Origin of the sequence: Streptomyces hyaluromycini (genome assembly GCF_002217755.1) — a bacterium.
Taxonomy (GTDB): domain Bacteria; phylum Actinomycetota; class Actinomycetes; order Streptomycetales; family Streptomycetaceae; genus Streptomyces; species Streptomyces hyaluromycini.
The window spans coordinates 570,834-591,515 of the sequence record NZ_BCFL01000017.1; the positions used below are offsets into that span (position 1 = coordinate 570,834).

The following is a 20,682-nucleotide window of genomic DNA, read 5'->3' on the forward strand; positions in this document are numbered from 1 at the left end:
CTGACGGGCAGGTACGAGGTCTGCGGCAACCCCGCTGCCCTGCCGCGGCGTTCACGCGGTCCGCTCGGCGCCGACTCCCGCCCCTGCCCCCGCTCCGGCGAACATGGCGATCAGGCCATGGGGTGAGTCGGCGCCGAACATGCGCTCGTGGAGACCGGCCGCGTCGACGGCCTCCGCGGCGCTGCGCGAGAACATGGCCTGCTCGTACGCGGTGAGCGCGGCCTCGGTGTCGTCGGGGTGCGCGGCGAGCGCCTTGCCGAGTTCGGCGCCGTCGTACATGGCCAGGTTGGCGCCCTCGCCGTTCGGGATCATCAAGTGGGCCGCGTCGCCGAGCAGGGTCACCCCCGGCACCCGGTCCCACCGGTGCCCGGCGGGCAGGGTGTGCAGGGGGCGCAGGACCGGCGCGGTCTCGCCGTCGGTGATCAGCGCGGTGAGCTCGGGGGCCCAGCCGTCGAACTCCGCCGCGATCCGCCCGGCGACTGCTGCGGCCGGGGCAGCTACGGCGGCCTGGGCGACCGCGGCCGGATCGGTGAAGCCGGCGGCGGTGAACCACTCCTGCGGCCTGCGCAGCGCCACGTAGGTGTGGAGGGTCCCGCCGGTCTCCCGGTGGGCCTGGATCCCCTTTCCCGGCGCGAGCGCGAACATCGCCCCGCCGCCGACCGCCTTCGCGGCGGCCGGGTGCCGGAGGTCGGCGTCGAACAGGTAGGTCTCGACGAACGAGGTGCCGGTGTACTCGGGTACGGCGGCGGACAGCAGCGGCCGCACCCGTGACCACGCGCCGTCCGCGCCGACCAGCAGGCTCGTGGTGACGGCGGTGCCGTCGGCGAACGTCACCCCGTGGCGGCCCTCGCCGAGGACGCGGACGCCGCTGAGCTTGCGGCCCCACCGGACGGTGCCGGTCGGCAGCGATTCGAGCAGGATCCGGCGCAGCTCGCCGCGCAGCACCTCGGGGCGGCCCCCCGTGCCGTCGTCGGCCTCTTCGAAGAGAACGGTGCCGTCGGCGGCGAGGGCCCGGGTCGCCTCGCGCCCCTCCAGCACGAGGGCGCGGAACTCCTCGTACAGGCCTGCCTCCCGGAGCGCCGGCTGGCCGTTGTGCTCGTGGATGTCGAGCATCCCGCCCTGCGGGCGTGCCGTCGCGGAGGCCTCCGCCTCGTAGACGGTGGCCGGGATGCCGTGGACGTGCAGGACGCGGGCGAGCACGAGGCCGCCGAGTCCGGCTCCGATGATCGTGACGGGCGTGCGCATGGTGACTCCTCCGGGAAGGGGCCGGCCCCTTGGGGCCCGCCTTCTGGAACGGCACATCTGGAACGGCACATCTGGAACAACATTCCATGCTGGAATGTTGTTCCATGCTGGAACGGCGCTCCAACCATGTCAAGATGGCGCCATGGCAACGCGGACACGCCGGTCACAGCGGCGCACAGAGGCGCTCTCCCGGGAGCGCATCGTCGAGGCCGCCGTCGAGCTGCTCGACACGGCCGGCGAGAGCGGGCTGACGTTCCGGGCACTGACGGAACGCCTCGCCACCGGGCCCGGGGCGATCTACTGGCACGTGGCGAACAAGGACGAGCTGCTCGCCGCCGTCACGGACGCGGTCGTCGCCGCCGCCGTGGCCGTCGGGCGCACCGCCGGAACCCGGCAGTCGCCGCCCGAGAAGCCCGAGCCCCAGGCCTCGCCGCAGGACGGGATCCGGGGCGTCGCGCTCGGGCTGTTCGAAGCGATCGAGCGGCATCCGTGGCTGGCGACGCAGCTCGCCGCGCAGCTCTCCCGCAGTCCCTGGGGGACGGTCACGCCGCGGATGTTCGAGAGCATCGGTCAGCAGGTCCGCGCTCTCGACGTGCCCGAGAGCAGCTGGTTCACGGTGACCTCGGCGCTGGTGCACTACGTCCTCGGCGCCGCCGGCCAGAACGCCGCGAACAGCGCGAGCGCCCGCGCCCTCGCACCCGGCGTGGACCGCGCCCGTTTCCTCGACACCGTGTCCACGGCCTGGGAGGAACTCGACCCTGACGAGTACCCGTTCACCCGGGCGGTCGCGGACCAGATCCGCGGGCACGACGACCGCGAGCAGTTCCTCGCCGGCATCGATCTCGTCCTCGCCGGCATCACCGCCACCCAGCGCCGGGAGCCCCGCCCCGGCCAGGAATAGCCGTCGGCCCGCCCCACGTTGCCGCGACCATGACGACGAACCCGCCGCGGCCCGAGATCCTGCGCTACACCGCCTTCTCCAGCTCCCCCGAGGGCGGCAACCCCGCCGGCGTCATGCTGGACGCCACCGGTCTGGACGACGGTGGCATGCTCGCCATCGCCGCCGAACTCGGCTACTCAGAGTCGGCGTTCCTGACCGCACCCCCGGCGGACCTCGGCGGCCGGGACGGACGGGCGTACACCATCCGCTACTTCAGCCCCAAGGCCGAGGTGCCGTTCTGCGGGCACGCCACCATCGCGACCGCCGTCGCGCTCGCCGAGCGGACCGGCCCCGGGGAGCTGGTGTTCGCCACCCGTGCGGGCACGGTGCCGGTGGCGGTGACGGAGGAGGGCGGGGCGGTCCGGGCCACGCTCACCAGCGTCGAGCCGCACACCGAGGAGATCCCCGACGCCGACCTCGCGGAGGCGCTCGCCGCGCTCGACTGGCCGGCCACCGATCTCGACCCTGCCTTCCCGCCCCGCATCGCGTTCGCCGGCGCCCGCCATCTCGTGCTCGCGGCGGCGACCCGCGCCCGCCTCGCGGACCTCGCGTACGACTTCGCGCGCCTCGAAGCGCTGATGCACCGTCTGGACCTGACCACGGTCCAGCTGGTGTGGCGGGAGTCGGCGACCGTCTTCCACGTCCGTGACCCGTTCCCCGTCGGCGGTGTCGTCGAGGACCCGGCGACCGGCGCCGCGGCCGCCGCGTTCGGCGCGTACGCCCGTGAGCTCGGCCTGGTCCCCGAGGACGCCGTCCTCACCCTGCACCAGGGCGAGGACCTGGGCCGCCCCGGCGAACTCACGGTGACCCTGCGCGCGGGCGACCCGCGCGTCCACGTCGGCGGCACCGGAGCGCGCATCGCCTGAGCCGCCGCACCGCCGGGGTCCGGCGCGGCCGCACCACGGATATTCCATGGCACCGCAGCCGGACCCGGGCGGAGACTCGTCCCCATGACGGACACGCCGGACACGGCGCACGCGGAAGACGGGACGCACGCCGAAGACGCGGCACACGCCGAAGACCGGACGAACACAGAAGGCGGGACCAACGCGGCGGACGCGGAGCCCGTGGCGTACGCAGCGGCAGCGGACACGGAGCCCGAGCCCGCGGCGGACACAGCCGGCCCGGCGGACGCAGAGCCCGTGGCGTACGCAGGCGCGGCGGGCGCAGAGCCCGAGGCGGACACAGCCGGCGCGGCGGACGCGGAGCCCGCGGCGGACACAGCGGCGGCGGACACGGAGCCCGAGCCCGCGGCGGACACAGCCGGCCCGGCGGACGCGGAGCCCGTGGCGTACGCAGGCGCGGCGGGCGCAGAGCCCGTGGCCGACTCAGCCGGACCGGCGGGCTCCGCAGGGACGCCCCGCGCGCCGGACATGGCGGCCTTCCGGGAAGCTGTCCGCGCATGGGCCGGCGGCGGGTCCGAGGGGCCCGCGCGGGAACTCGCCGAGCGGCTCGGCGTGCGGGTCGCCGTGCTGCTCGAAGGGCCCAGCGACCTCGCGGCCGTCGATGCGCTGGCCGCCCTGCGCGGCCGGGACCCGGCGGCCGAAGGGGTCTGTGTGCTGTCGATGGGCGGGGCGATGAACGTCGGCCGTTTCGCCCGCCTCCTCGGGCCGACCGGCCTCGGCCTGCGCCTGACCGGGCTCTGCGACGAACGCGAACGCCCCTACTACACCCGCGGCCTGGAGCGGGCCGGCGCCGCAGAGCACGGCTTCTTCGTCTGCGCGGCCGACCTGGAGGACGAGCTGATCCGCGCCCTCGGGCCGCCCCGCGTCGTCGAACTCGTCCGCGCCGAGGGCGACCACCGTGCCCTGCGCACCTTCCTGAACCAGCCCGCCCAGCAGGGCCGCACCGAGCAGCAGCAGCTGCGCCGCTTCCTCGGTACGACATCGGGCCGCAAGATCCATTACGGCCGGGTACTCGTCGAGGCCCTGGACCCCGACCGCGTACCCGCACCGCTCGACGCCCTGTTCGCCAGTCTCTGAACCTCTTCGGATCTCCGGCCCACTTCGGACCCCTGAACTCCGGGGATCTCTACTCGCCCCCCAGCCCCAACGCCCCCGCCAGCGCCCGGTAGGCCGGCAGCGGGTCGGTGCCGTCGGGGTGCAGCACCTGCAGCGCCACATGGTCGGCGCCCGCGTCCAGATGGGCCCGGAGGCCCTTCGCCACCCGGGCCGTGTCGCCGTGCAGGATCAGCGCGTCGAAGAGGCGGTCGCTGCCGCCGTCCGCGAAGTCGGTGTCGTCGAAGCCGAGGCGGCGCAGGTTGCCGACGTAGTTGGTCAGGCCGAGGTAGCGGCCGAGCGTGGCGTCGCCGATCGCGCGGGCCCTGGCGGGGTCCGTCTCCAGGACCACCTTCTGTTCGGGGGCGAGGAGGGGGCCGGTGCCGAGGAGGTCGCGGGCCCGGCGGGTGTGCTCGGGGGTGACGAGGTAGGGGTGGGCGGCCGCCGTGCGGTCGCCGGCCAGACGCAGGACACGGGGGCCGAGGGCCGCAAGCGCCCGGCGGGCGACCGGGACACCGCCGGCGTCGAGGACGTCCAGGTAGTCGTTGAGGGCCTCGTAGGGCCGTACGAACTCCTTCGTGGCCTCCGGATGGCCCGCGCCGACGCCCAGCAGGAAGCGGTCCGCGTGGCGTTCGGCGATGCGCCGGTACGAGCGGGCGATCCGGTCGGCCGGGCTGGACCAGATGTTCACGATGCCGGTGGCGACGACCAGGGTCCCGGTGGCATCGAGCAGCTGCTCGACCACGGCCAGGTCCGGGTCGGTCACATTGCCGAGCCACAGCGTGCCGTAGCCGAGGCGTTCCAGCTCGGCGGCCAGGCCGGGTTCCGTCTTGTCGTGGCGCCACACACCGATGGCACCCAGGTCGATCTTGCTGGAGATCTCGTCCATACCCCGGACAACCGGCGGGCCTCGGCCGGCTATTCCGATCAGCATCGAAATAGCCGACAGCCAGCCATCCGCCGACACACTCTCGTGATCACACTCATGAACTGCCATTACATACATGTCTCTTGACGCACCCGCGACACCCTCCTAGCTTCGCAGAGAAAGCGCTTTCCGCAAGGTCCCCGATGGAGACGAACGGAGACGAAGATGCACGTGAGACCAGTTGTCGCGGCCGTCGGCCTGCTCGCCGGCACGCTCGTCGCACTCTCCGGCAGCCCCGCGCAGGCCGCGTCCACCGTGCTGTACGTGTCGCCGAGCGGCACCGACGGCGCGGCCGGCACCCAGTCCGCGCCGACCACGCTCACCTCGGCGATCAGCCGTATCGCCGCCGGCGGCACGATCTACCTGCGCGGCGGGACGTACGCCTACTCCGCCACCGTGACCATCCCGGCCGGCTCCAACGGCACCTCGGGCGCGCTCACCACTCTCTCCGCCTACCCGGGCGAGACCCCGGTCCTCGACTTCTCGGCGCAGAGCGAGAGTTCGTCGAACCGCGGCATCCAGCTCTTCGCCGACTACTGGCACCTGTACGGACTCACGGTCGAGCACGCCGGCGACAACGGCATCTACGTCGGCGGCAGCCACAACGTCATCGAGCGTGCCGTGACCGCGTACAACCGCGACACGGGGCTCCAGCTCGGCCGGATCTCCTCCAGCACGCCCAGCAGCCAGTGGCCCGCCGACAACCTCGTCGTCAGCTCGGAGTCGCACGACAACGCGGACAGCGACGGCGAGGACGCGGACGGGTTCGCCAGCAAGTTGACCACCGGGACCGGGAACGTCTTCCGGTACGACGTCTCGCACCACAACATCGACGACGGCTGGGACCTGTACACCAAGACCGACACCGGAGCCATCGGGCCGGTCACCGTCGAGTACTCGCTCTCCTACGGCAACGGCACGCTGAGCGACGGCAGTCAGAGCGGGGACGGCGACCGCAACGGCTACAAGCTCGGCGGCGACGACATCGCCGTCAACCACGTGGTGCAGCACGACATCGCCTACGGCAACGGGCACCACGGGTTCACCTACAACAGCAACCCCGGCACGATGACCGTCTCGAACAACGTGGGCATCGACAACGCCGAGCGCAACTTCTCCTTCGACAAGGGCACTTCGGTGTTCCGGACCGACACCTCGTGCCGGTTCGCCGTCAGCGGCTCCAACGACAGGACGGTCGGCGACACCGACAGCTCCGACCAGTTCTGGACGGGCACCAACGGCTCCCGGTGCGCCTCCTACTCGGGCGCCCTCGGCTGGTCCTTCGCCTCCTCCGGCAGGCTGAACGTCACCTTCGGCGGGACGGTCGTCAACCCCTAGCACCCCGGCACGCGACTCGGCCCGGGTATCCACAGGGTGTGGACGCCCGGGCCGGACCGGCCGCGCGCGGGGCTCAGTTCCGTACCGTCAGGTACAGCCAACCGCCCCAGGTGTCCGCGTTGCTCGTGTCCTTGGTGCTGTGGACGTACTCCGTCCGCACCCGGAACCGCTGGTTCACCGCGTGGGTGAGGATCAGGTGGGTCACGCCGGTGCTGCCCGGGGTCATGGAGAAACAGGAGGACGTGCCGATGGTGTGCCAGGCGCCGCTGTAGTACTCCTGGGCCTGGAACTTCATGCACTGCCCGGACTTGTCCGGCGTCACCGTGCCGACCACCTGCGGCTGCACGGTGTGGTGGTAGACGCGGTAGGCGACCCCGCTGTAGGTGGTGCTGGTGTAGTAACTGCCCAGCTTCTCGGCGATCTTCACCTGGGCGGCGGCGGAGTGCGTGGCCGTCGCGGGGGCGTAGCGGTAGTCGCCGGCGAAGGACGCCGTGAAGGTGGTGGTGTGGGTGAGCTTGTACGTCGCCTTCAGGTTGCCCTTGCTGTCGACCGTGCCGGTCTTCAGGAGCGTCTTCCTGCCGCCGGCGGGCGTGGTGTAGAGCGAGACCGTGCGGCCGTTGTAGGTCGTGCCGAGGTGGGCGGTGACGGTAGCCGTGCCGTCGTACGCGTAGGTGGCCTTGTCGGTGGTGACGGTCACCGTCGACTTGGCGCGGGACACCTGGACGATCGCCGAGGCGGTGGCCGCCTGGTGGGACGCGTCGCCCGGGTAGCTCACGGTGTAGGTGTCGGCGCCGCCGATGTCCGGGGTGTCCTTGACCGTGATCGTGCCGTCGGCCGCGATCGGTGCGGTCCAGGTCGCCGGGGTGGTGGCGTGCGCGGCGTCGGTGCGGGTGACGGTGACCGTCTCGCCGGCGGGGTAGGGCGCGTCGCCGAGGGTGCCGGTGAGGGACAGGGCGGCGGCGCGGGTGGCGGTGGCGGGGGCCTTCAGGGTGAGGGCCGGGGCGTAGGGGGAGATCTGGATGGTCGCGTCGCTGGTGGTCGGCTCGTGGGTGGCGTCGCCCGCGAAGGAGAGGTGGTAGGTGAAGCGTCCGGCGGCCTTCGGGTCGTCGGTCACCGTGAACTCGGTGGTGGCCGGGTCGACGGTCGCCGACGGGAGCCGGACGGTCTCCTGGGTGTCCTCGTTCGTGCGGGTGACGTCGACCTCGGTGCCCTCCCGGAGGCTGCCGAGGCGCAGTTCGGTCGAGAGCGTGTCCCTGAAGACGACCGAGTGCGGGGTCGCGGAGTCGAACTCCGGGAAGGCGATGCCCGTGGAGAGCCGGGCCACGTACACCTTCTGGGTGGCGGTGGCGGCGCGGTGGGTGGCGTCTCCGGCGTACGACACCTGGTAGGTGTACTCGCCCGCGTCCGGCCGGATGTCGCTGATGCCGAACGTGCCGTCGGCGCCGACCGTGACGTCGGGCAGCGGCTCGCCGTCGCGGGTGACCTGGAGGGCGGCACCGGCCGGGAGGAGGCCCCTGGTGGCGAGGGCGCCGGTGAAGGTGAACTGCTCGGTGGGGGCCGCGTACTGCGGCGGGTTCAGGGTGAGGGTGGTGTCGGTGAGCTTCGCGGAGCCGAGCACGTCCAGGGCGTAGGCGCCGGAGGAGTCCCGGGTGACGGCGTAGAGGGTGGTGCCGTCGCCGCCCCAGGTCAGGCCGGCCGGGGCGACGGCGGTGCCGGCGGGGAAGGGGACGTGGTTCTCCGCCAGACCGGAACCGGCGTAGACGTAGAGGCCCGCGGTGCCGGCCGAGGCGATCGTCCCGTCGGTGTCGATCGCGAGCGAGGCCGGGCCCACGCCACCGGTGTAGTAGGGGGCGGAGTTGCCGCTCAGCAGGTCCGAGGTGCGGTAGGTCTCCAGGGCGGGCTGCTGGGTGGCTGCGAGCAGGACCCTGGCGCCGTCGCCGGTGACCTGGAGCCCGGTCGCGGTGCCGCCGTAGACGTCGGTGTCGGCCTTGGCGGTGGCCGTGCCGGAGGTGACGTCGAAGGTCGCCACGTGGCTGAGGCTCTGCAGTGGCTCCTCGGCGGCGAGCACTCCGCCGCCGGCCGCGAGCAGCGGCGGGACCGACCAGTGGGAGAGCGAGGGCGTGGACACCGTGCCGGACGCGTCGAGGGAGCCGATCGCGCCCTTGCCGTCGGCCGTTTCGTAGCCGTACCAGACCTTGCCGCCCGCCACCGCGACGGAGACGGGCGCGCTGCCGGTGCCGGTCGCGTAGCGGGCGGACTCGGTGAGCGTCGCGGTGTCGACGGCGGCGACCGCGTCTCCGTCGGCGAGGGCCGTGTAGAGGGTCGAACCGTCGGCGGAGAGCGCGAGGCCCGTGGCGCCCTGCTCGTCGGTGAGGGTGGTGACGGGCGTGCCGGACAGGTCGGTCACCAGGATGCCGGTCGATCCGGCGCCCTGGCTGAAGAAGAGGTGCTGGTGGGCGGTGTCGGCCACCATGTGCGCGTAGTGCGACAGCGGCAGTGCCGCCGTGCTGTCGGCCAGTGCGGCGGGTGCGGTGAGGCCGACGGTGGCGGTGGTCAGTCCGGCGACGACGGATATCGCCGCCGAGAGCGAGACCTGCTTGAGGCGCATGGAGCTCCGGGGAACAGGATGGTCGGTGTGCGGGGTGGCCGTGGGACGATAACCGGCCCTGATGGCCGGATTGCTGTCCGGAGAACCTGATCTTCACCATGGGCCGGCAAAGACTCGGCTGCCGGACGCCTCAGTCGGCCAGGGCCGCCCCGAAGTACGTGCGGTCGCCCAGGCCCAGGTCCGTGACGGTGTGCAGGGTGGAGCCGGTGCCGGTGGGGCCGGTGGCGGTGCCGGGGAGGTAGTAGAGGCGGCCCTGCTCGTTCGCCGTGGCGACCAGTTCGGCCCGTCCGTCGTGGTCGAAGTCGCGCAGCAGGACGGAGGAGCCGAGCCAGGCGCTGTCGGCCTCTCCGGGCTCGCCGGCGACGCCGGGGGTCCGGACGTCGTACTGGCGGGAGCCCTTGCCGGTGAGGCCGCCGGTGCCGCCGCGCAGGACGGTGACCGCGCCGGGGTAGACGCCGGCGGAGGAGTCGAACTGCTCCAGCGGGATGCCCACCGCGAGGTCCGGGTAGCCGTCGTTGTTCACGTCGCCCGCGGAGACGTCGTACCCGAAGCCGTCGGGGGACTCGGACGTGCCGGGTACGCCGGTGGTGTTCTGGGTGATCGGCCTGTCGGTGCTGCTGGGGCCGGCCGAGGTGCCCTTGAAGACGTGGACGGTTCCGCCCTTGCCGGAGCGGGGCACGCCGATCGCGAGGTCGCCGTAGCCGTCCCGGTCGAAGTCGGCGATCGCGGCGCTCGCGTGGTAGATGTCGGCGGAGCCGGGCAGGCCGGTCTTGCGCGGCGGGGTGGTGGGGCCGCCGGAGCGGCCGCGGTAGAACCAGACGCGGTTGGTGAAGGTGCCCGCGTCCCAGCCGACGACCGCGAAGTCGGCGGTGCCGTCCTTGGTGACCTTGCCGGAGACCACGAGTTCGGGCTTGATGTCCTCGCCGTCGACCGGGTCGAGGTTGGTGGCCTTGCCGTGCCCGCCGGTCTTGGTGAACGGGCCGCGTACGACGTAGACGTAGTCGTCGGTGATCGACACGACGTCCTGCCTGCCGTCGCCGGTGAAGTCGCCGACCGCGATGTCCTTGGCGTAGCCGCAGTCCTTGCAGCCGGAGCTCTTGAAGGACGTCCCGTTCGCCAGGCCGGACTTGGAGCCCCAGAGGATGGTGAAGGTGCCCGTGTAGGCGCCGTCGTCCTCGCCCGGCGCGGTGACGACGACGTCGCCGTAGCCGTCGTTGTTCATGTCGGCCGTGGTGACCTTCGCGCCGAAGTGGTCGTTCGTCTCGGCGGTGCCCGCGATGTACGGGGTGTTCTGGGTGATCACCGAGCGCTTGGCGAAGTCGGGGCCGTGCGCGGTGCCCCAGACGACGACCACCGCGCCCGCCTCCTTCTTCCCGCCCACGGTGGCCGTGCCGTCGCCGAGGACGAGGTCGCGGTGTCCGTCGCCGTTGAAGTCGTCGGTGAACTTCGCGGTGGCCGCCGCCGCCGGCGCGGTGAGCGCCAGCGGCGTCAGCCCCGAGACGAGCAGAGCGGCGGCGAGCAGACAGGTGCGCTTGCGCAAGGGGTCCCCCATGAGTGCGTGCGGTTGCCGTCGACGGCAACCGGGAGACTCCTGGCAAGAGCCATGGGTTGTACGGGAGTCGGGTGAATTCCTGAGGCCGGCGTGCTACCGGCGCGGACCGCCGAAGCGGGCGAAGGTGTGGCTGAAGTACCAGGGGTCCTGGACGATTCCGGAGCAGGCGTTGGCGCCGCCGGTGCCGACGCAGTCGCCGTTGTCGCGCTGGAGGGCCCAGAAGGAGAGGGTGTCGATGCCCTGGGCGGCGGCCCAGCGCTCGACCGTCGCGGCGTTCTGGGTGGTGAAGGTCTCCGCGGGGCCGAAGTCGTCGATGCCGGGCATCTCGGTGACGCCGATCCTGCCCCACAGGGCCTTGGCGCTCTTGTGCGGGTAGAGGGCGTGGAGTTGGGCGTGCAGGCCGTCGGCCGCGGTCTCGGTGTCGGCGGCCATGTCGTGGGCGGCGCCGTCGTAGTAGTCGAAGGTCATGATGTTGACGACGTCCACGCGCGCGTGGTTGGCGACGGCGTTCTGGAGGACGGCCAGTCCGTTGGTCTCCAGGCCCTTGGTGGTCGTCGGCAGGGTGTAGGAGAACTGGAGCGGGCGGCCGGTGCGTTCGGCCCAGCGCTCGGCCTTGGCGACCGCCTTGTTGCGGCGGTCGATACCGGCCGTGTTCGCGAGGGAGTCCGCCTCGATGTCGAGGTCGATGCGGCTGATGCCGTACGTCGTGACGAGCTTCTCGTAGACCCCGGCGATGGCGTCCACGTCGGTGCAGCTGTCGGCGAGTTCGGTGCCGGTGGTGTCGGCGCTGTAGCCGCCGAAGGAGGGGATGGCGTTGCCGCCGCGGGCCTGGAGGGCGGCGATGTCGGCGCCGAAGGTCCCCGGGCCGATGGGCTGGGTGGCGTCACCGTTCCAGTCGGCGGTGCAGGAGCCCGCGTTCGGGGTCTGGAGGAAGGCCAGGGTGAGGTACTTGTTGCCGGACTCGGCGGCGAGCGCGGCGGGGCTCTCGCCGGTCCAGGCCTCGAAGTAGGGGGCCGCGACGTGGGCGGGCATGGGCTTCGCGGAGTGCGGAGCGGAGGAGGGGGTCGCGTGCGCGGCGCCCGCCCCGAGGGCAACGAGCGCGGCGGACAGGGCGGTTGCGGGCAGGGCGTGCAGGGCACGAGTGCGTCTCATGGACGCCCATATTTGGACTAGACCAATTAACTGTCAAGGTTCTTTACAACCACCAGACCCTTCTGTTCGATGTCACGTCAGGAAGCGGTTCCCTCCAGTCAGTTCCGGCCAAGAATTTTCATGGGAAGATTTGAACTGACCATAAGAGAGTCATTAGGGTCTGTTGCCCGAACCTCTGCTCGGAAGGAGCTCGCCTCCGTGGCGTCCCACCGTCGTGCCAAGCAGCCGGGCCGTGCCCGTGTCACTGTGCTCACCTCCGCCGCCGCTGCCGCCGTGGCCCTCAGCGCACAGGCGGCCAACGCCGCGCCCAGCGAGAAGCCGAGCAAGAACGAGGTCAAGTCCCGCGTCGACAAGCTGTACGAGGAGGCCGAGCAGGCCACCGAGAAGTTCAACGGGGCCAAGGAGAAGCAGGAGAAGCTCCAGCAGCAGATATCCGCGCTGCAGGACTCGGTCGCACGCGGGCAGGACGAGCTGAACGAACTCCGCGACGGCATCGGCTCCATGGCCACCGCCCAGTACCGCAGCGGCGGCCTCGACCCGTCCCTCCAGCTGTTCCTCTCCTCCGACCCGGACAGCTACCTGGACAAGGCGGCCACGCTGGACCAGCTGAGCAGCCAGCAGGTCGAGACGCTGAAGAAGATCCAGGCCAAACAGCGCGAGCTGGCGCAGGAGCGGGCGGAGGCGACCGGCAAGCTCAAGGACCTGGCCGCCACCCGCACCGAACTCGCCAAGAAGAAGACGGAAGTCCAGGCCAAACTGGCCGAGGCGCAGAAGCTGCTGAACAGCCTCACCGCCGCCGAGAAGGCCGCACTGACCGCCGAGCAGGAGCGCGCGAGCCGTTCCTCCAGCGAGCGGGTGGACCTCGGCAACGACACCTCCGCCACCGGCAGGGCCGCCGCCGCCTTCGCCGCCGCCAAGACCAAGCTGGGCACCCCGTACGTCTACGGCGCCACCGGCCCCTCCTCCTTCGACTGCTCGGGCCTGACCTCCTGGGCCTACGCGCAGGCCGGCGTCTCCATCCCGCGCACCTCCGAGTCGCAGGCGACCATCGGCACCAAGATCTACTCGACGTCCGACCTCCAGGTCGGCGACCTGGTCTTCTTCTTCAACGACCTGCACCACGTGGGCCTGTACGCGGGCAACGGGCAGATCCTGCACGCCCCGCGCACCGGCACGGTCGTCCGCTACGAGTCGATGAGCACCATCGGCGGCCCGTTCATGTTCGGCGTCCGCGTCTGACCGGGATCAACGGGATCTGCCCCGGGCGTCCTCCAGGTAGTGCAGGACCGCCGCCACCCGGCGGTCCGTCCGGTCGGCCGGGGACAGGTCGAGCTTCGCGAAGATCGACCTGATGTGCTTGTGGACGGCGCCGTCGGTGACGACGAGCCGTTCGGCGATGGCGGAGTTGCCGAGGCCCTCCGCCATCAGCGCCAGTACGTCGTGCTCGCGCGGGCTCAGCCGTTCCAGGCGGGTGTCCTGGCGGGACCGGGTGAAGAGCTGGGCGACGACCTCGGGGTCGATCGCGGTGCCCCCGGACGCCACCCGGTGCAGGGCGTCCAGGAACTCCTCGACCCGGCCCACCCGTTCCTTGAGCAGATAGCCGAGCCCGCCGACCCCGCCGGTGAGCAGCCGGGTGGCGAAGCTCTGCTCGACGTAGGCGGACAGCACGAGGACGGCGAGGCCGGGGTGGCGGCGGCGGGCCTCGACGGCCGCGCGGATGCCCTCGTCGGTGTGGGTGGGCGGCATCCGGACGTCGAGGATGGCGACGTCCGGCGCATACGCCTCGACGGCGTCCAGCGCCTCGTCCGGGGTGCCGGCGGTCGCGGCCACGTCCATCGCCTCGGCCCGCAACAGCAGGGCGAGCCCCTCACGGAGCAGGGGGTCGTCCTCGGCGATCACGATCCGCAGGGACGGACGCACGTCGCCGGGCGCCTGTAGTCCGTCGAGCGTCCGGACGTTTGCTCCGTCGAGCGTCCGGGCGTTCAGTCCGCCGGTCGTCCGAGCGTTCAGTCCGTCGGTCGTCCGGGCGTCGGCATGTGCCGGTGCTTCACGATCCACTGGGCAGGTCCACTTCCAGGGTTGTCGGGCCGCCGGGCGGACTGGCCAGGCGGAGGGTGCCGTCGTGGGCCGCGACGCGGCGGCGGATACCGGTGAGGCCGGAGCCGCCGGCCTCCTCGGCGCCGCCCCGGCCGTCGTCGGCGACGGTGAGGCGGAGCCGCCCGCCCCGGGCCCGGACGGTCACCGTGACCGACCGGGCACCGCTGTGCCTGGCGACGTTGGTCAGGGCCTCGGCGACGACGAAGTAGGCCGTCGCCTCCGCGGAGGCGGCACAGCGTTCGGGCGCGTCCACGTCGATACGGCAGGGCACCGGGCAGTCGGCGGCGAGGCCGGACAGCGCACCCGCGAGCCCCCGGTCGTCCAGGACCGGCGGCAGGATGCTCCGCGAGACCGTGCGCAGCTCGGCCAGCGCCTGTTCGGCGGCGGACTGGGCGCGCTCCAGGATCTCCTCGGCGCGGGACGGATCACGCGCCACCTGCCGGCGGGCGGCGCCGAGCAGCACGGTGACCGAGACCAGCCGGTTCTGCGTGCCGTCGTGCAACGCCCGCTCGATGCGCCGGAGTTCGGTGGCGTGGGCGTCGAGCGCGGCGGCCCGGGTGGCGGTGAGTTCCGCGACCCGCAGGGAGAGGTCCTGGTCGGGTCCGGCGGCGAGCAGCCGCCGTCCGGGGCCGGCCTGGAGCCGGGCCATGCCGGGGGTCAGCCCCAGGATGACGGCGACCGAGCCGATGCCGAACGCGCAGACGGCGAAGGCCTCCGGCCAGGAGTGCGCGACGCCGAAGCCGACGGAGGTGGCGGTGGTGTTCTCCGGCACGAACCGCCAGTACAGCGGAAACGCCGTGTCCCGTACGGCGGACAGCGGCAGCAGGAACCCGGCCAGTCCCAGCAGCAGGCCGACTGTGCCGTGCCGGGCCAGCCAGCGCAGCTCCCGCCGGGTGACGGGGTCGCCGAGGGCGGTCCGCAGCCGGGTCGGCGGGGCCGGCTGCGGGGCGAGGACCTCGGGGCCGCGCCGGCCGAGCCGTTCGCGTTCCCGGCCGGCCAGGGCGTGCAGCGCGTGCAGCAGCGGGGGCGCCAGGAGCAGCCCGGCGCCCAGCGGCGCGGTCACCGCGGCGGCCGCGAGCAGCAGGAGCAGGAGCAGGGCCGTCGCGGCCGTACCGAGCCCGCCGACGAGCTCCGCGAGCGCGGCGCCGGCGGCCCGCACCGTCCGCCCGGCGACGGTCTTCACCCCCTCGCCGCCGTCCGCCGCCCCGCCGCGGTCCGCCCCCTCGCCGCCGTCCGCGGCTTCGCCGCCGTGCTCCGGCCGGGCGCTGGTGACAGCCATCCGCAGCCCCCTCCTCTCGACCCCAACGACCTTAGGACGCACGACAGTTCGCCGGGTCCCGGAACCCCGGAAGGTACAGCCTGCTGTACCTCCGATCCGGCGGTACACGGGATCGGCCGAGGGGGGTCACGGTCCGTAGCGTCGGTGCCCGTACCGCAGGACGTCGGCCCCCAGCAGGAGGTTCCCCGTGGCCCACCCCGACCCGTACCGCCTCACCGGCACACCGCCCGCCGACCACCGGGACGGCGGAACCGGAACCGGCGGCGTGGACCTCACCCGCACCCTGCTCTGGTCCCTGCTCGTCCTCAGCGCGGCCGCCGACATGGCGACCTCCTACGGCGGTACCGACCCCTGGATCAACGTGGCCTGCGGAGCGGTGACCCTGCTCAGCGCGGGCACCCTGGCCGTGCGCCGGCTGCGAGGCCGCCGATGAGCAGCACCGCGACGGACACCGCCCGCCGGGCCCCGGCCATCGCGCTGGCGGGCGTCGGCAAGACGTACCCGGGCGGGGTACGGGCCCTGGACGACGTGTCGCTCACCGTGGAACACGGCACGTTCCTCGCCGTGATGGGCCCCTCCGGCTCCGGCAAGAGCACGCTGATGCACTGTGCGGCGGGCCTGGACGCGCCGACGTCGGGCAGCGTCCGCATCGACGGCCGCGAGATCGCCGGGCTGAACGAGACCAGGCGCACCGAACTGCGCCGGGAGCGCGTCGGTTTCGTCTTCCAGGCCTACAACCTGATCCCCTCCCTCTCCGTCGAGGACAACATCACGCTGCCGCTGCGGCTGGCCGGCCGCCGCCCCGACCAGGACTGGATCCGCACCCTGGTCGAACGCGTCGGACTGGCCGACCGCCGCCACCACCGCCCCGCCGAGCTCTCCGGCGGCCAGCAGCAACGCGCCGCCCTGGTACGGGCGTTGGCCGCCCGCCCGGCGGTAATCTTCGCCGACGAGCCGACCGGCGCGCTCGACCTGCGCAGCGCCCACCAGGTCCTCGACCTGCTCCGCACCCTGGTCGACGACCTCGGCCAGACGGTCGTGATGGTCACCCACGACCCGGCCGCCGCGGCCCGCGCGCACAGCGCCCTGGTGATGGCCGACGGCCGGGTCGTCGAGGCTCTGGACCACCCGATGGCGAGCCAACTGGCCGCCAGGCTCGCCACGTTGGGAGAACGCTAGCCATGTTCCACTTCGCCCTGCGGATGGCCGCGCACCGGATCGCCTCGCTGCTCGCCGTGGCCTGCGCGGTCCTGGGCGGCGCCGCCCTGATCACCGCCACCGGGGTGCTGGCCGAGTCCGGGCTCCGCTCCCAGCTGCCCCCGGGCCGCCTCGGCGGCGCGGACGTCGTGGTCGCCGCCGACCAGGAGTTCCACGTCGCCGGCGACCTGCCGATCGCGCTGCCCGAACGGGCCACGGTCCCGGCCGGCCTCACCGCCCGCCTGGCGAGGCTGCCCGGTGTCACCCTCGCGGTCGGCGACCTCGGTTTCCCGGCCGCCGTGACGGACGCGCACGGCCGCCTGCTCCCGGCCGCCGCCGGCCAGGACCCGGCGGCGGCCGGGCACGGCTGGTCCTCGGCGAAGCTGCTGGCCGGCGCACGCATCGAGGGCCGGGCCCCGTCGGCCCCCGCCGAGGTGGCGGTGGCCGCGTCGACCGGCCTGTCCGCAGGCGACCGGGTGCGCATCACCGCGAACGGCCGCACGGCCACGGCCTACCAGGTCACGGCCCTGGTCCACGCCGCGGACGCGGGTGTCTACTTCACCGACACGAGGGCGACGGAACTGTCGGGCCGGGCGGGGGAGACGACCGCCGGCGCAGGCGGGGAGACGGCCACGAACACGGTCGCGGACACGGACACGACAGCAGCCGGCCGGGACGCGCCCACAGCCGGGCCGGCCGCCGTCACCCGCACCACCACGGCCCGCACCGCCGTCTCGCCCCGCACCGCCGTCTCGCCCCGCACCGCCGTCTCGCCCCGCACCGGCACCGTCGACCTCATAGGGCTCCGCGCCTCCCCCGGAGCCGCGGGACGGGTCGCCGCGGAGGTCCGCGAGGCGGTCGCGGGGACCGGGCTGAAGGTGCTCACCGGAGCCGACCGCGGTTCGGCCGTGGCCCCCGGCGTCGGATCCGCCCGCTCCCTCCTCGTCCTTCTCTCCGGTTCCCTCGCCGGGATCGTCCTGCTGATCACCGGGTTCGTGACGGCCGGCGCCCTGGGCGTGGCGATCGCCGGGCAGCGCCGCGACCTGGCGCTGATGCGGGCCGTCGGGGCGACCCCGCGGCAGATCCGGCGGCTGGCGGCGGCCCAGTCGACGGCCGTGGCCGCGGTGGCCCTGGTCCCGGGCATCGCCCTCGGCTACCTGCTGGCCGACCGCTTCCGCACCCTGCTCGTCCACCGGGACGTCCTCCCGGCCCGACTCCCCCTCACCCTCAGCCCGTTCCCCGCCCTGGCCACCGCCCTCCTCCTCATCGCGGCCGTCCGGACCGCGGCCCGCTGCGCGGCCTGGCGCACCTCCAAGATGCCGGCCACCGAGGCGGTCGCCGAGTCCCGCAGCGAGCCCCGCACCCCCTCCCGCCCCCGTACGGCCGCGGGCCTGCTCCTGATCGCGGCCTCCGGCGCCCTGTCCGTGGCCCCGCTGCTGCAACGCACCGCGATCGGCGCCTCCGCCACCTCCATCGCGGGCATCGTCGCCGCGATCGGCCTGGCCCTGGCCGGACCCGCGCTGGTCCGGGCGGCGGGGGAAGCGGTCGTACGACGGCTGCGTCCGGGGGTGTCCGCGCCGACCTGGCTGGCCCTGTCCAACGTGCGGGCGTACGCGCAGCGCGTCACCGGGGTGGTCAGCCCGCTCGCCATGGCGGTGGTGTTCGTGCTGACGTACACGCTCGCGCAGACCACCGTGCTGGCCGCGACCTCGGACGACACCCGTACCGGGACGCTCGGCCAGTACCGGCTGAGCGCGCCCGCCCTCGGGGGACTGCCGACGGACACGCTCTCCGCCGTACGCCGGCTGCCGGGGGTACGGGCCGCGGCCCCCGTCGGCACGACCACCGTCGTCTGGCCGTACCGCATGTTCGACGACACCGAAACCGAGTCCGCCGCCGCGCTGATCCTCACCCCCGCCGCGCGGGACGTCCTGGACCCGGGCGTGACACAGGGCGGCCTCGCCGGCCTGACCGGCGCCACGGTCGCCGTCAGCAGCGAGGTGGCGGGTCCGCGCGATGCCGAACTCGGCGCCCGCGTCAAGCTGTTCCTCGGCGACGGCGCACCCGTCGAGGCGAAGGTGGTGGCCGTCTACGACCGCGGGCTCGGCTTCGGACCGCTCGTCCTCTCCCACGACCTGGCCGCCGGGCACACCACGTCCGGGCTCGACCAGAGCGTCCTCGTCCGTACCGACGGCACGGCCACCGCCGAACGCGCGCTCACCGCACTGGCCGCCGCCCGCCCCGGCCTCGCCCTCTCGGACACGGCCTCGGAGGCGGGCGCGGACCCGCCCCCCGAGGTGTGGGTGAACCTCGCCGTCATCGTCGTCCTGCTCGGCTATCTCCTGCTCAGCATCGCCAACCGGCTGGTCGCGGCGACGGCCCAGCGCCGCACGGAGATCGCCGCGCTGCGGCTGGTCGGTACGACGCCGAGGCAGATCCTCGCGATGATGCGCAGGGAGGCCGGGGTGATCGCGGCGGCCGCACTGGTCTCGGGGGCGGCGCTGTCCGCGGTGCCGCTGGCGCTGCTGGGCGAGGGCTTCCTGTCCCGCCCCTGGCCGACGGGACCGGCGTGGCTGCTGCCTGCGGCGGCGGTGACGGTGGTGGTGACGGCGTACGTGACGACAGAGCTGCCGACGAGAAGGGCACTGCGGGTGCCACCGGCCGAGGCCGTCCGAGCCCCGTAAGGAGCGCCCCGTGAGGAGCGCCCCGTGAGGAGCGCCCCGTAGGGGCGCGGGGAACTGCGCGACGAGCCACAGCGGACCCGCAGTCGACACTGAACGGAATGGCGGTCCGAGAGTGCCGCGATCCGTCGTCAGTCGGCTGCAGCATCGTCGTGGCTGGTCGCGCAGTTCCCCGCGCCCCTGAAAGCCAAAAGCGGGGCGCGTTGTTCAGTCCTGGGTTTCCGGGCGGCCCTCTGTTGCCCAGTGGGTGTGGAAGGCGCCCTCTCTGTCGACGCGGCCGTACGTGTGGGCGCCGAAGTAGTCGCGCTGGCCCTGGAGGAGGGCCGCGGGGAGCCGGTCGGCGCGGAGCGTGTCGTAGTGGGAGAGGGCCGCCGAGAACGCCGGGACGGGAATGCCCCGGCGTGCCGCGGACGCGACCGTCTCCCGCCACGGCACCTGCGCGTCGGCGATCTCTCTCGCGAACTCCTCCTCGGCCAGCAGGCTGACGAGGTCCGGGTCGGCCCGGTAGGCCGCGCGGATCCGGTCCAGGAAGGACGCGCGGATGATGCAGCCGCCCCGCCAGATCCGGGCCACCGCGCCGAGGTCGATCTTCCAGCCGTACTCGGCGGCCGCGTCCTGGATCATCGTCCAGCCCTGGTCGTAGGCGATGACCTTCGAGGCGTACAGGGCGTGTTCGACGCGGGAGGCGAAGCGGTCGGCCTCGGTGGCGCTGAGCGGCGGTGTCGTGCCGCCGGGCAACCCGGCGTACGCGGCGCGCAGTTCGCGGCGGCCGGAGGCGGCACGGGCGAAGGTGGCCTGGGCGATCGCGGTGACCGGGGAGGCCAGGTCCAGCGCGGTCTGCACGGTCCAGCGCCCGGTGCCCTTCTGCCCGGCCGCGTCGGCGACGACGTCGACGAAGGGCGCACCGGTGTCGGCGTCGACGTGGGCGAGGACGTCGGCCGTGATCTCGATGAGGTAGGAACCGAGCCGTCCGCCGTTCCACTCCCGGAAGACGTCCGCGATCTCGGCCGGCGCGTACCCGCCGACCTGGCGCAGCAGGTCGTAGGCCTCGGCGATGAGCTGCATGTCGGCGTACTCGATGCCGTTGTGGACCATCTTCACGAAGTGCCCGGCGCCGTCCGCGCCGACGTGCGTGGCGCACGGCTCGCCGCCCACCTTGGCGCTGATGTCCTCGAACATCGGCCCGAGCACGGCGTACGACTCGGCGGACCCGCCGGGCATGATCGACGGCCCGTGCAGCGCGCCCTCCTCGCCGCCGGAAACGCCCACACCCACGAAGTGCAGGCCCTTCTCGCGCAGCGCGGCCTCGCGGCGGCGGGTGTCGGCGAAGTGGGCGTTGCCGCCGTCGATGACGATGTCACCGGGTTCGAGGAGCGGCACGAACTCGTCGATGACGGCGTCGGTGGCGGCGCCCGCCTGCACCATGATCATGAGGCGGCGGGGGCGTTCGAGGGCGGCGACGAACTCGGCGGCGGTCTCGGCGCCGACGAAGTCGCCCTCGTTCCCGTACTCCTCTATCAGCGCGCGGGTGCGGGCCGGGGTGCGGTTGTGGACGGCGACCGGGTAGCCGTGCCGGGCGAAGTTCCGGGCCAGGTTGCGGCCCATCACGCCGAGGCCGGTCACGCCGATGGCTGCGGATGCGTTCACGGGGGGACTCCGTTCTGCGGA

General features: G+C 73.4%; 16 protein-coding genes. 8 read left to right on the forward strand and 8 right to left on the reverse strand.

Features of this window, described 5'->3' with window-relative positions; genetic code table 11:
* Window positions 1-51: 51 nt before the first annotated feature.
* Entirely contained in the window at window positions 52-1,245 is a 1,194-nt protein-coding gene (locus tag SSP29_RS10540) for an FAD-dependent oxidoreductase (RefSeq protein WP_089100279.1), read from the reverse strand.
* Between the two features lie 142 nt (window positions 1,246-1,387).
* On the opposite strand from SSP29_RS10540, the gene SSP29_RS10545 reads away from it, so the two are divergent.
* From SSP29_RS10545 to SSP29_RS55335, 3 genes are all read left to right on the forward strand, one after another.
* Complete coding sequence (locus tag SSP29_RS10545; RefSeq protein ID WP_089100280.1) at window positions 1,388-2,146, forward strand: TetR/AcrR family transcriptional regulator; 759 nt, start codon at window positions 1,388-1,390, stop codon at window positions 2,144-2,146.
* A gap of 29 nt (window positions 2,147-2,175) precedes the next feature.
* Window positions 2,176-3,051, forward strand: coding sequence for a PhzF family phenazine biosynthesis isomerase (locus SSP29_RS10550; protein ID WP_089100281.1), 876 nt, complete (start codon window positions 2,176-2,178; stop codon window positions 3,049-3,051).
* A 507-nt stretch (window positions 3,052-3,558) separates the two neighbouring features.
* Window positions 3,559-4,167, forward strand: a complete 609-nt coding sequence (locus SSP29_RS55335; protein WP_089100750.1) for a TOPRIM nucleotidyl transferase/hydrolase domain-containing protein — start codon at window positions 3,559-3,561, stop codon at window positions 4,165-4,167.
* Window positions 4,168-4,216: 49 nt separating this feature from the next.
* On the opposite strand, the gene SSP29_RS10560 is transcribed toward SSP29_RS55335, so the two are convergent.
* Window positions 4,217-5,071: an LLM class F420-dependent oxidoreductase gene (locus SSP29_RS10560; RefSeq protein WP_089100282.1), complete on the reverse strand. Its 855-nt coding sequence runs from the start codon at window positions 5,069-5,071 to the stop codon at window positions 4,217-4,219.
* A 204-nt stretch (window positions 5,072-5,275) separates the two neighbouring features.
* Between SSP29_RS10560 and SSP29_RS10565 the strand changes: the two genes are divergently transcribed.
* Window positions 5,276-6,448 (forward strand): right-handed parallel beta-helix repeat-containing protein, encoded by a 1,173-nt coding sequence (locus tag SSP29_RS10565; RefSeq protein WP_089100283.1) that lies wholly within the window; start codon window positions 5,276-5,278, stop codon window positions 6,446-6,448.
* 73 nt (window positions 6,449-6,521) lie between these two features.
* On the opposite strand, the gene SSP29_RS10570 is transcribed toward SSP29_RS10565, so the two are convergent.
* The 3 genes from SSP29_RS10570 to SSP29_RS10580 all read right to left on the reverse strand — a co-directional run bounded on the left by SSP29_RS10570 (window position 6,522) and on the right by SSP29_RS10580 (window position 11,760).
* Window positions 6,522-9,056 (reverse strand): hypothetical protein, encoded by a 2,535-nt coding sequence (locus tag SSP29_RS10570; protein ID WP_089100284.1) that lies wholly within the window; start codon window positions 9,054-9,056, stop codon window positions 6,522-6,524.
* Between the two features lie 130 nt (window positions 9,057-9,186).
* Entirely contained in the window at window positions 9,187-10,596 is a 1,410-nt protein-coding gene (locus SSP29_RS10575) for an FG-GAP-like repeat-containing protein (RefSeq protein ID WP_245883066.1), read from the reverse strand.
* A 105-nt stretch (window positions 10,597-10,701) separates the two neighbouring features.
* Window positions 10,702-11,760, reverse strand: a complete 1,059-nt coding sequence (locus SSP29_RS10580; protein WP_089100286.1) for a chitinase — start codon at window positions 11,758-11,760, stop codon at window positions 10,702-10,704.
* A gap of 198 nt (window positions 11,761-11,958) precedes the next feature.
* Here SSP29_RS10580 and SSP29_RS10585 point away from each other — a divergent pair, with 198 nt between their 5' ends.
* Window positions 11,959-12,999: a C40 family peptidase gene (locus SSP29_RS10585; RefSeq protein ID WP_089100287.1), complete on the forward strand. Its 1,041-nt coding sequence runs from the start codon at window positions 11,959-11,961 to the stop codon at window positions 12,997-12,999.
* Between the two features lie 6 nt (window positions 13,000-13,005).
* On the opposite strand, the gene SSP29_RS10590 is transcribed toward SSP29_RS10585, so the two are convergent.
* Both SSP29_RS10590 and SSP29_RS10595 read right to left on the reverse strand, forming a co-directional pair.
* Window positions 13,006-13,668: a response regulator transcription factor gene (locus tag SSP29_RS10590; protein WP_089100751.1), complete on the reverse strand. Its 663-nt coding sequence runs from the start codon at window positions 13,666-13,668 to the stop codon at window positions 13,006-13,008.
* 139 nt (window positions 13,669-13,807) lie between these two features.
* On the reverse strand, window positions 13,808-15,136 hold the full coding sequence (locus SSP29_RS10595) for a sensor histidine kinase (RefSeq protein WP_089100288.1): 1,329 nt from the start codon (window positions 15,134-15,136) through the stop codon (window positions 13,808-13,810).
* A gap of 187 nt (window positions 15,137-15,323) precedes the next feature.
* Here SSP29_RS10595 and SSP29_RS10600 point away from each other — a divergent pair, with 187 nt between their 5' ends.
* From SSP29_RS10600 to SSP29_RS10610, 3 genes are read left to right on the forward strand one after another with little or no spacing between them, the layout of a single operon-like run.
* On the forward strand, window positions 15,324-15,569 hold the full coding sequence (locus SSP29_RS10600) for a hypothetical protein (RefSeq protein ID WP_089100289.1): 246 nt from the start codon (window positions 15,324-15,326) through the stop codon (window positions 15,567-15,569).
* On the forward strand, window positions 15,566-16,315 hold the full coding sequence (locus SSP29_RS10605) for an ABC transporter ATP-binding protein (RefSeq protein ID WP_089100290.1): 750 nt from the start codon (window positions 15,566-15,568) through the stop codon (window positions 16,313-16,315). Before SSP29_RS10600 ends, SSP29_RS10605 begins: the two co-directional genes overlap by 4 nt.
* 2 nt (window positions 16,316-16,317) lie before the next feature.
* Window positions 16,318-19,017: an FtsX-like permease family protein gene (locus SSP29_RS10610; protein ID WP_089100291.1), complete on the forward strand. Its 2,700-nt coding sequence runs from the start codon at window positions 16,318-16,320 to the stop codon at window positions 19,015-19,017.
* A 204-nt stretch (window positions 19,018-19,221) separates the two neighbouring features.
* Here the strand turns inward: SSP29_RS10610 and gnd are convergent, their stop codons facing one another.
* On the reverse strand, window positions 19,222-20,661 hold the full coding sequence (gene gnd, locus SSP29_RS10615; protein ID WP_089100292.1) for an NADP-dependent phosphogluconate dehydrogenase: 1,440 nt from the start codon (window positions 20,659-20,661) through the stop codon (window positions 19,222-19,224).
* Between the last annotated feature and the right edge of the window lie 21 nt (window positions 20,662-20,682).

Bases quoted from the DNA above. Each gene is read 5' to 3' on its own strand.
- SSP29_RS10540 (WP_089100279.1), bottom strand. From the start codon at position 1,245: ATGCGCACGCCCGTCACGATCATCGGAGCCGGACTCGGCGGCCTCGTG.
- SSP29_RS10545 (WP_089100280.1), top strand. From the start codon at position 1,388: ATGGCAACGCGGACACGCCGGTCACAGCGGCGCACAGAGGCGCTCTCC.
- SSP29_RS10550 (WP_089100281.1), top strand. From the start codon at position 2,176: ATGACGACGAACCCGCCGCGGCCCGAGATCCTGCGCTACACCGCCTTC.
- SSP29_RS55335 (WP_089100750.1), top strand. From the start codon at position 3,559: ATGGCGGCCTTCCGGGAAGCTGTCCGCGCATGGGCCGGCGGCGGGTCC.
- SSP29_RS10560 (WP_089100282.1), bottom strand. From the start codon at position 5,071: ATGGACGAGATCTCCAGCAAGATCGACCTGGGTGCCATCGGTGTGTGG.
- SSP29_RS10565 (WP_089100283.1), top strand. From the start codon at position 5,276: ATGCACGTGAGACCAGTTGTCGCGGCCGTCGGCCTGCTCGCCGGCACG.
- SSP29_RS10570 (WP_089100284.1), bottom strand. From the start codon at position 9,056: ATGCGCCTCAAGCAGGTCTCGCTCTCGGCGGCGATATCCGTCGTCGCC.
- SSP29_RS10580 (WP_089100286.1), bottom strand. From the start codon at position 11,760: ATGAGACGCACTCGTGCCCTGCACGCCCTGCCCGCAACCGCCCTGTCC.
- SSP29_RS10595 (WP_089100288.1), bottom strand. From the start codon at position 15,136: ATGGCTGTCACCAGCGCCCGGCCGGAGCACGGCGGCGAAGCCGCGGAC.
- SSP29_RS10605 (WP_089100290.1), top strand. From the start codon at position 15,566: ATGAGCAGCACCGCGACGGACACCGCCCGCCGGGCCCCGGCCATCGCG.
- SSP29_RS10610 (WP_089100291.1), top strand. From the start codon at position 16,318: ATGTTCCACTTCGCCCTGCGGATGGCCGCGCACCGGATCGCCTCGCTG.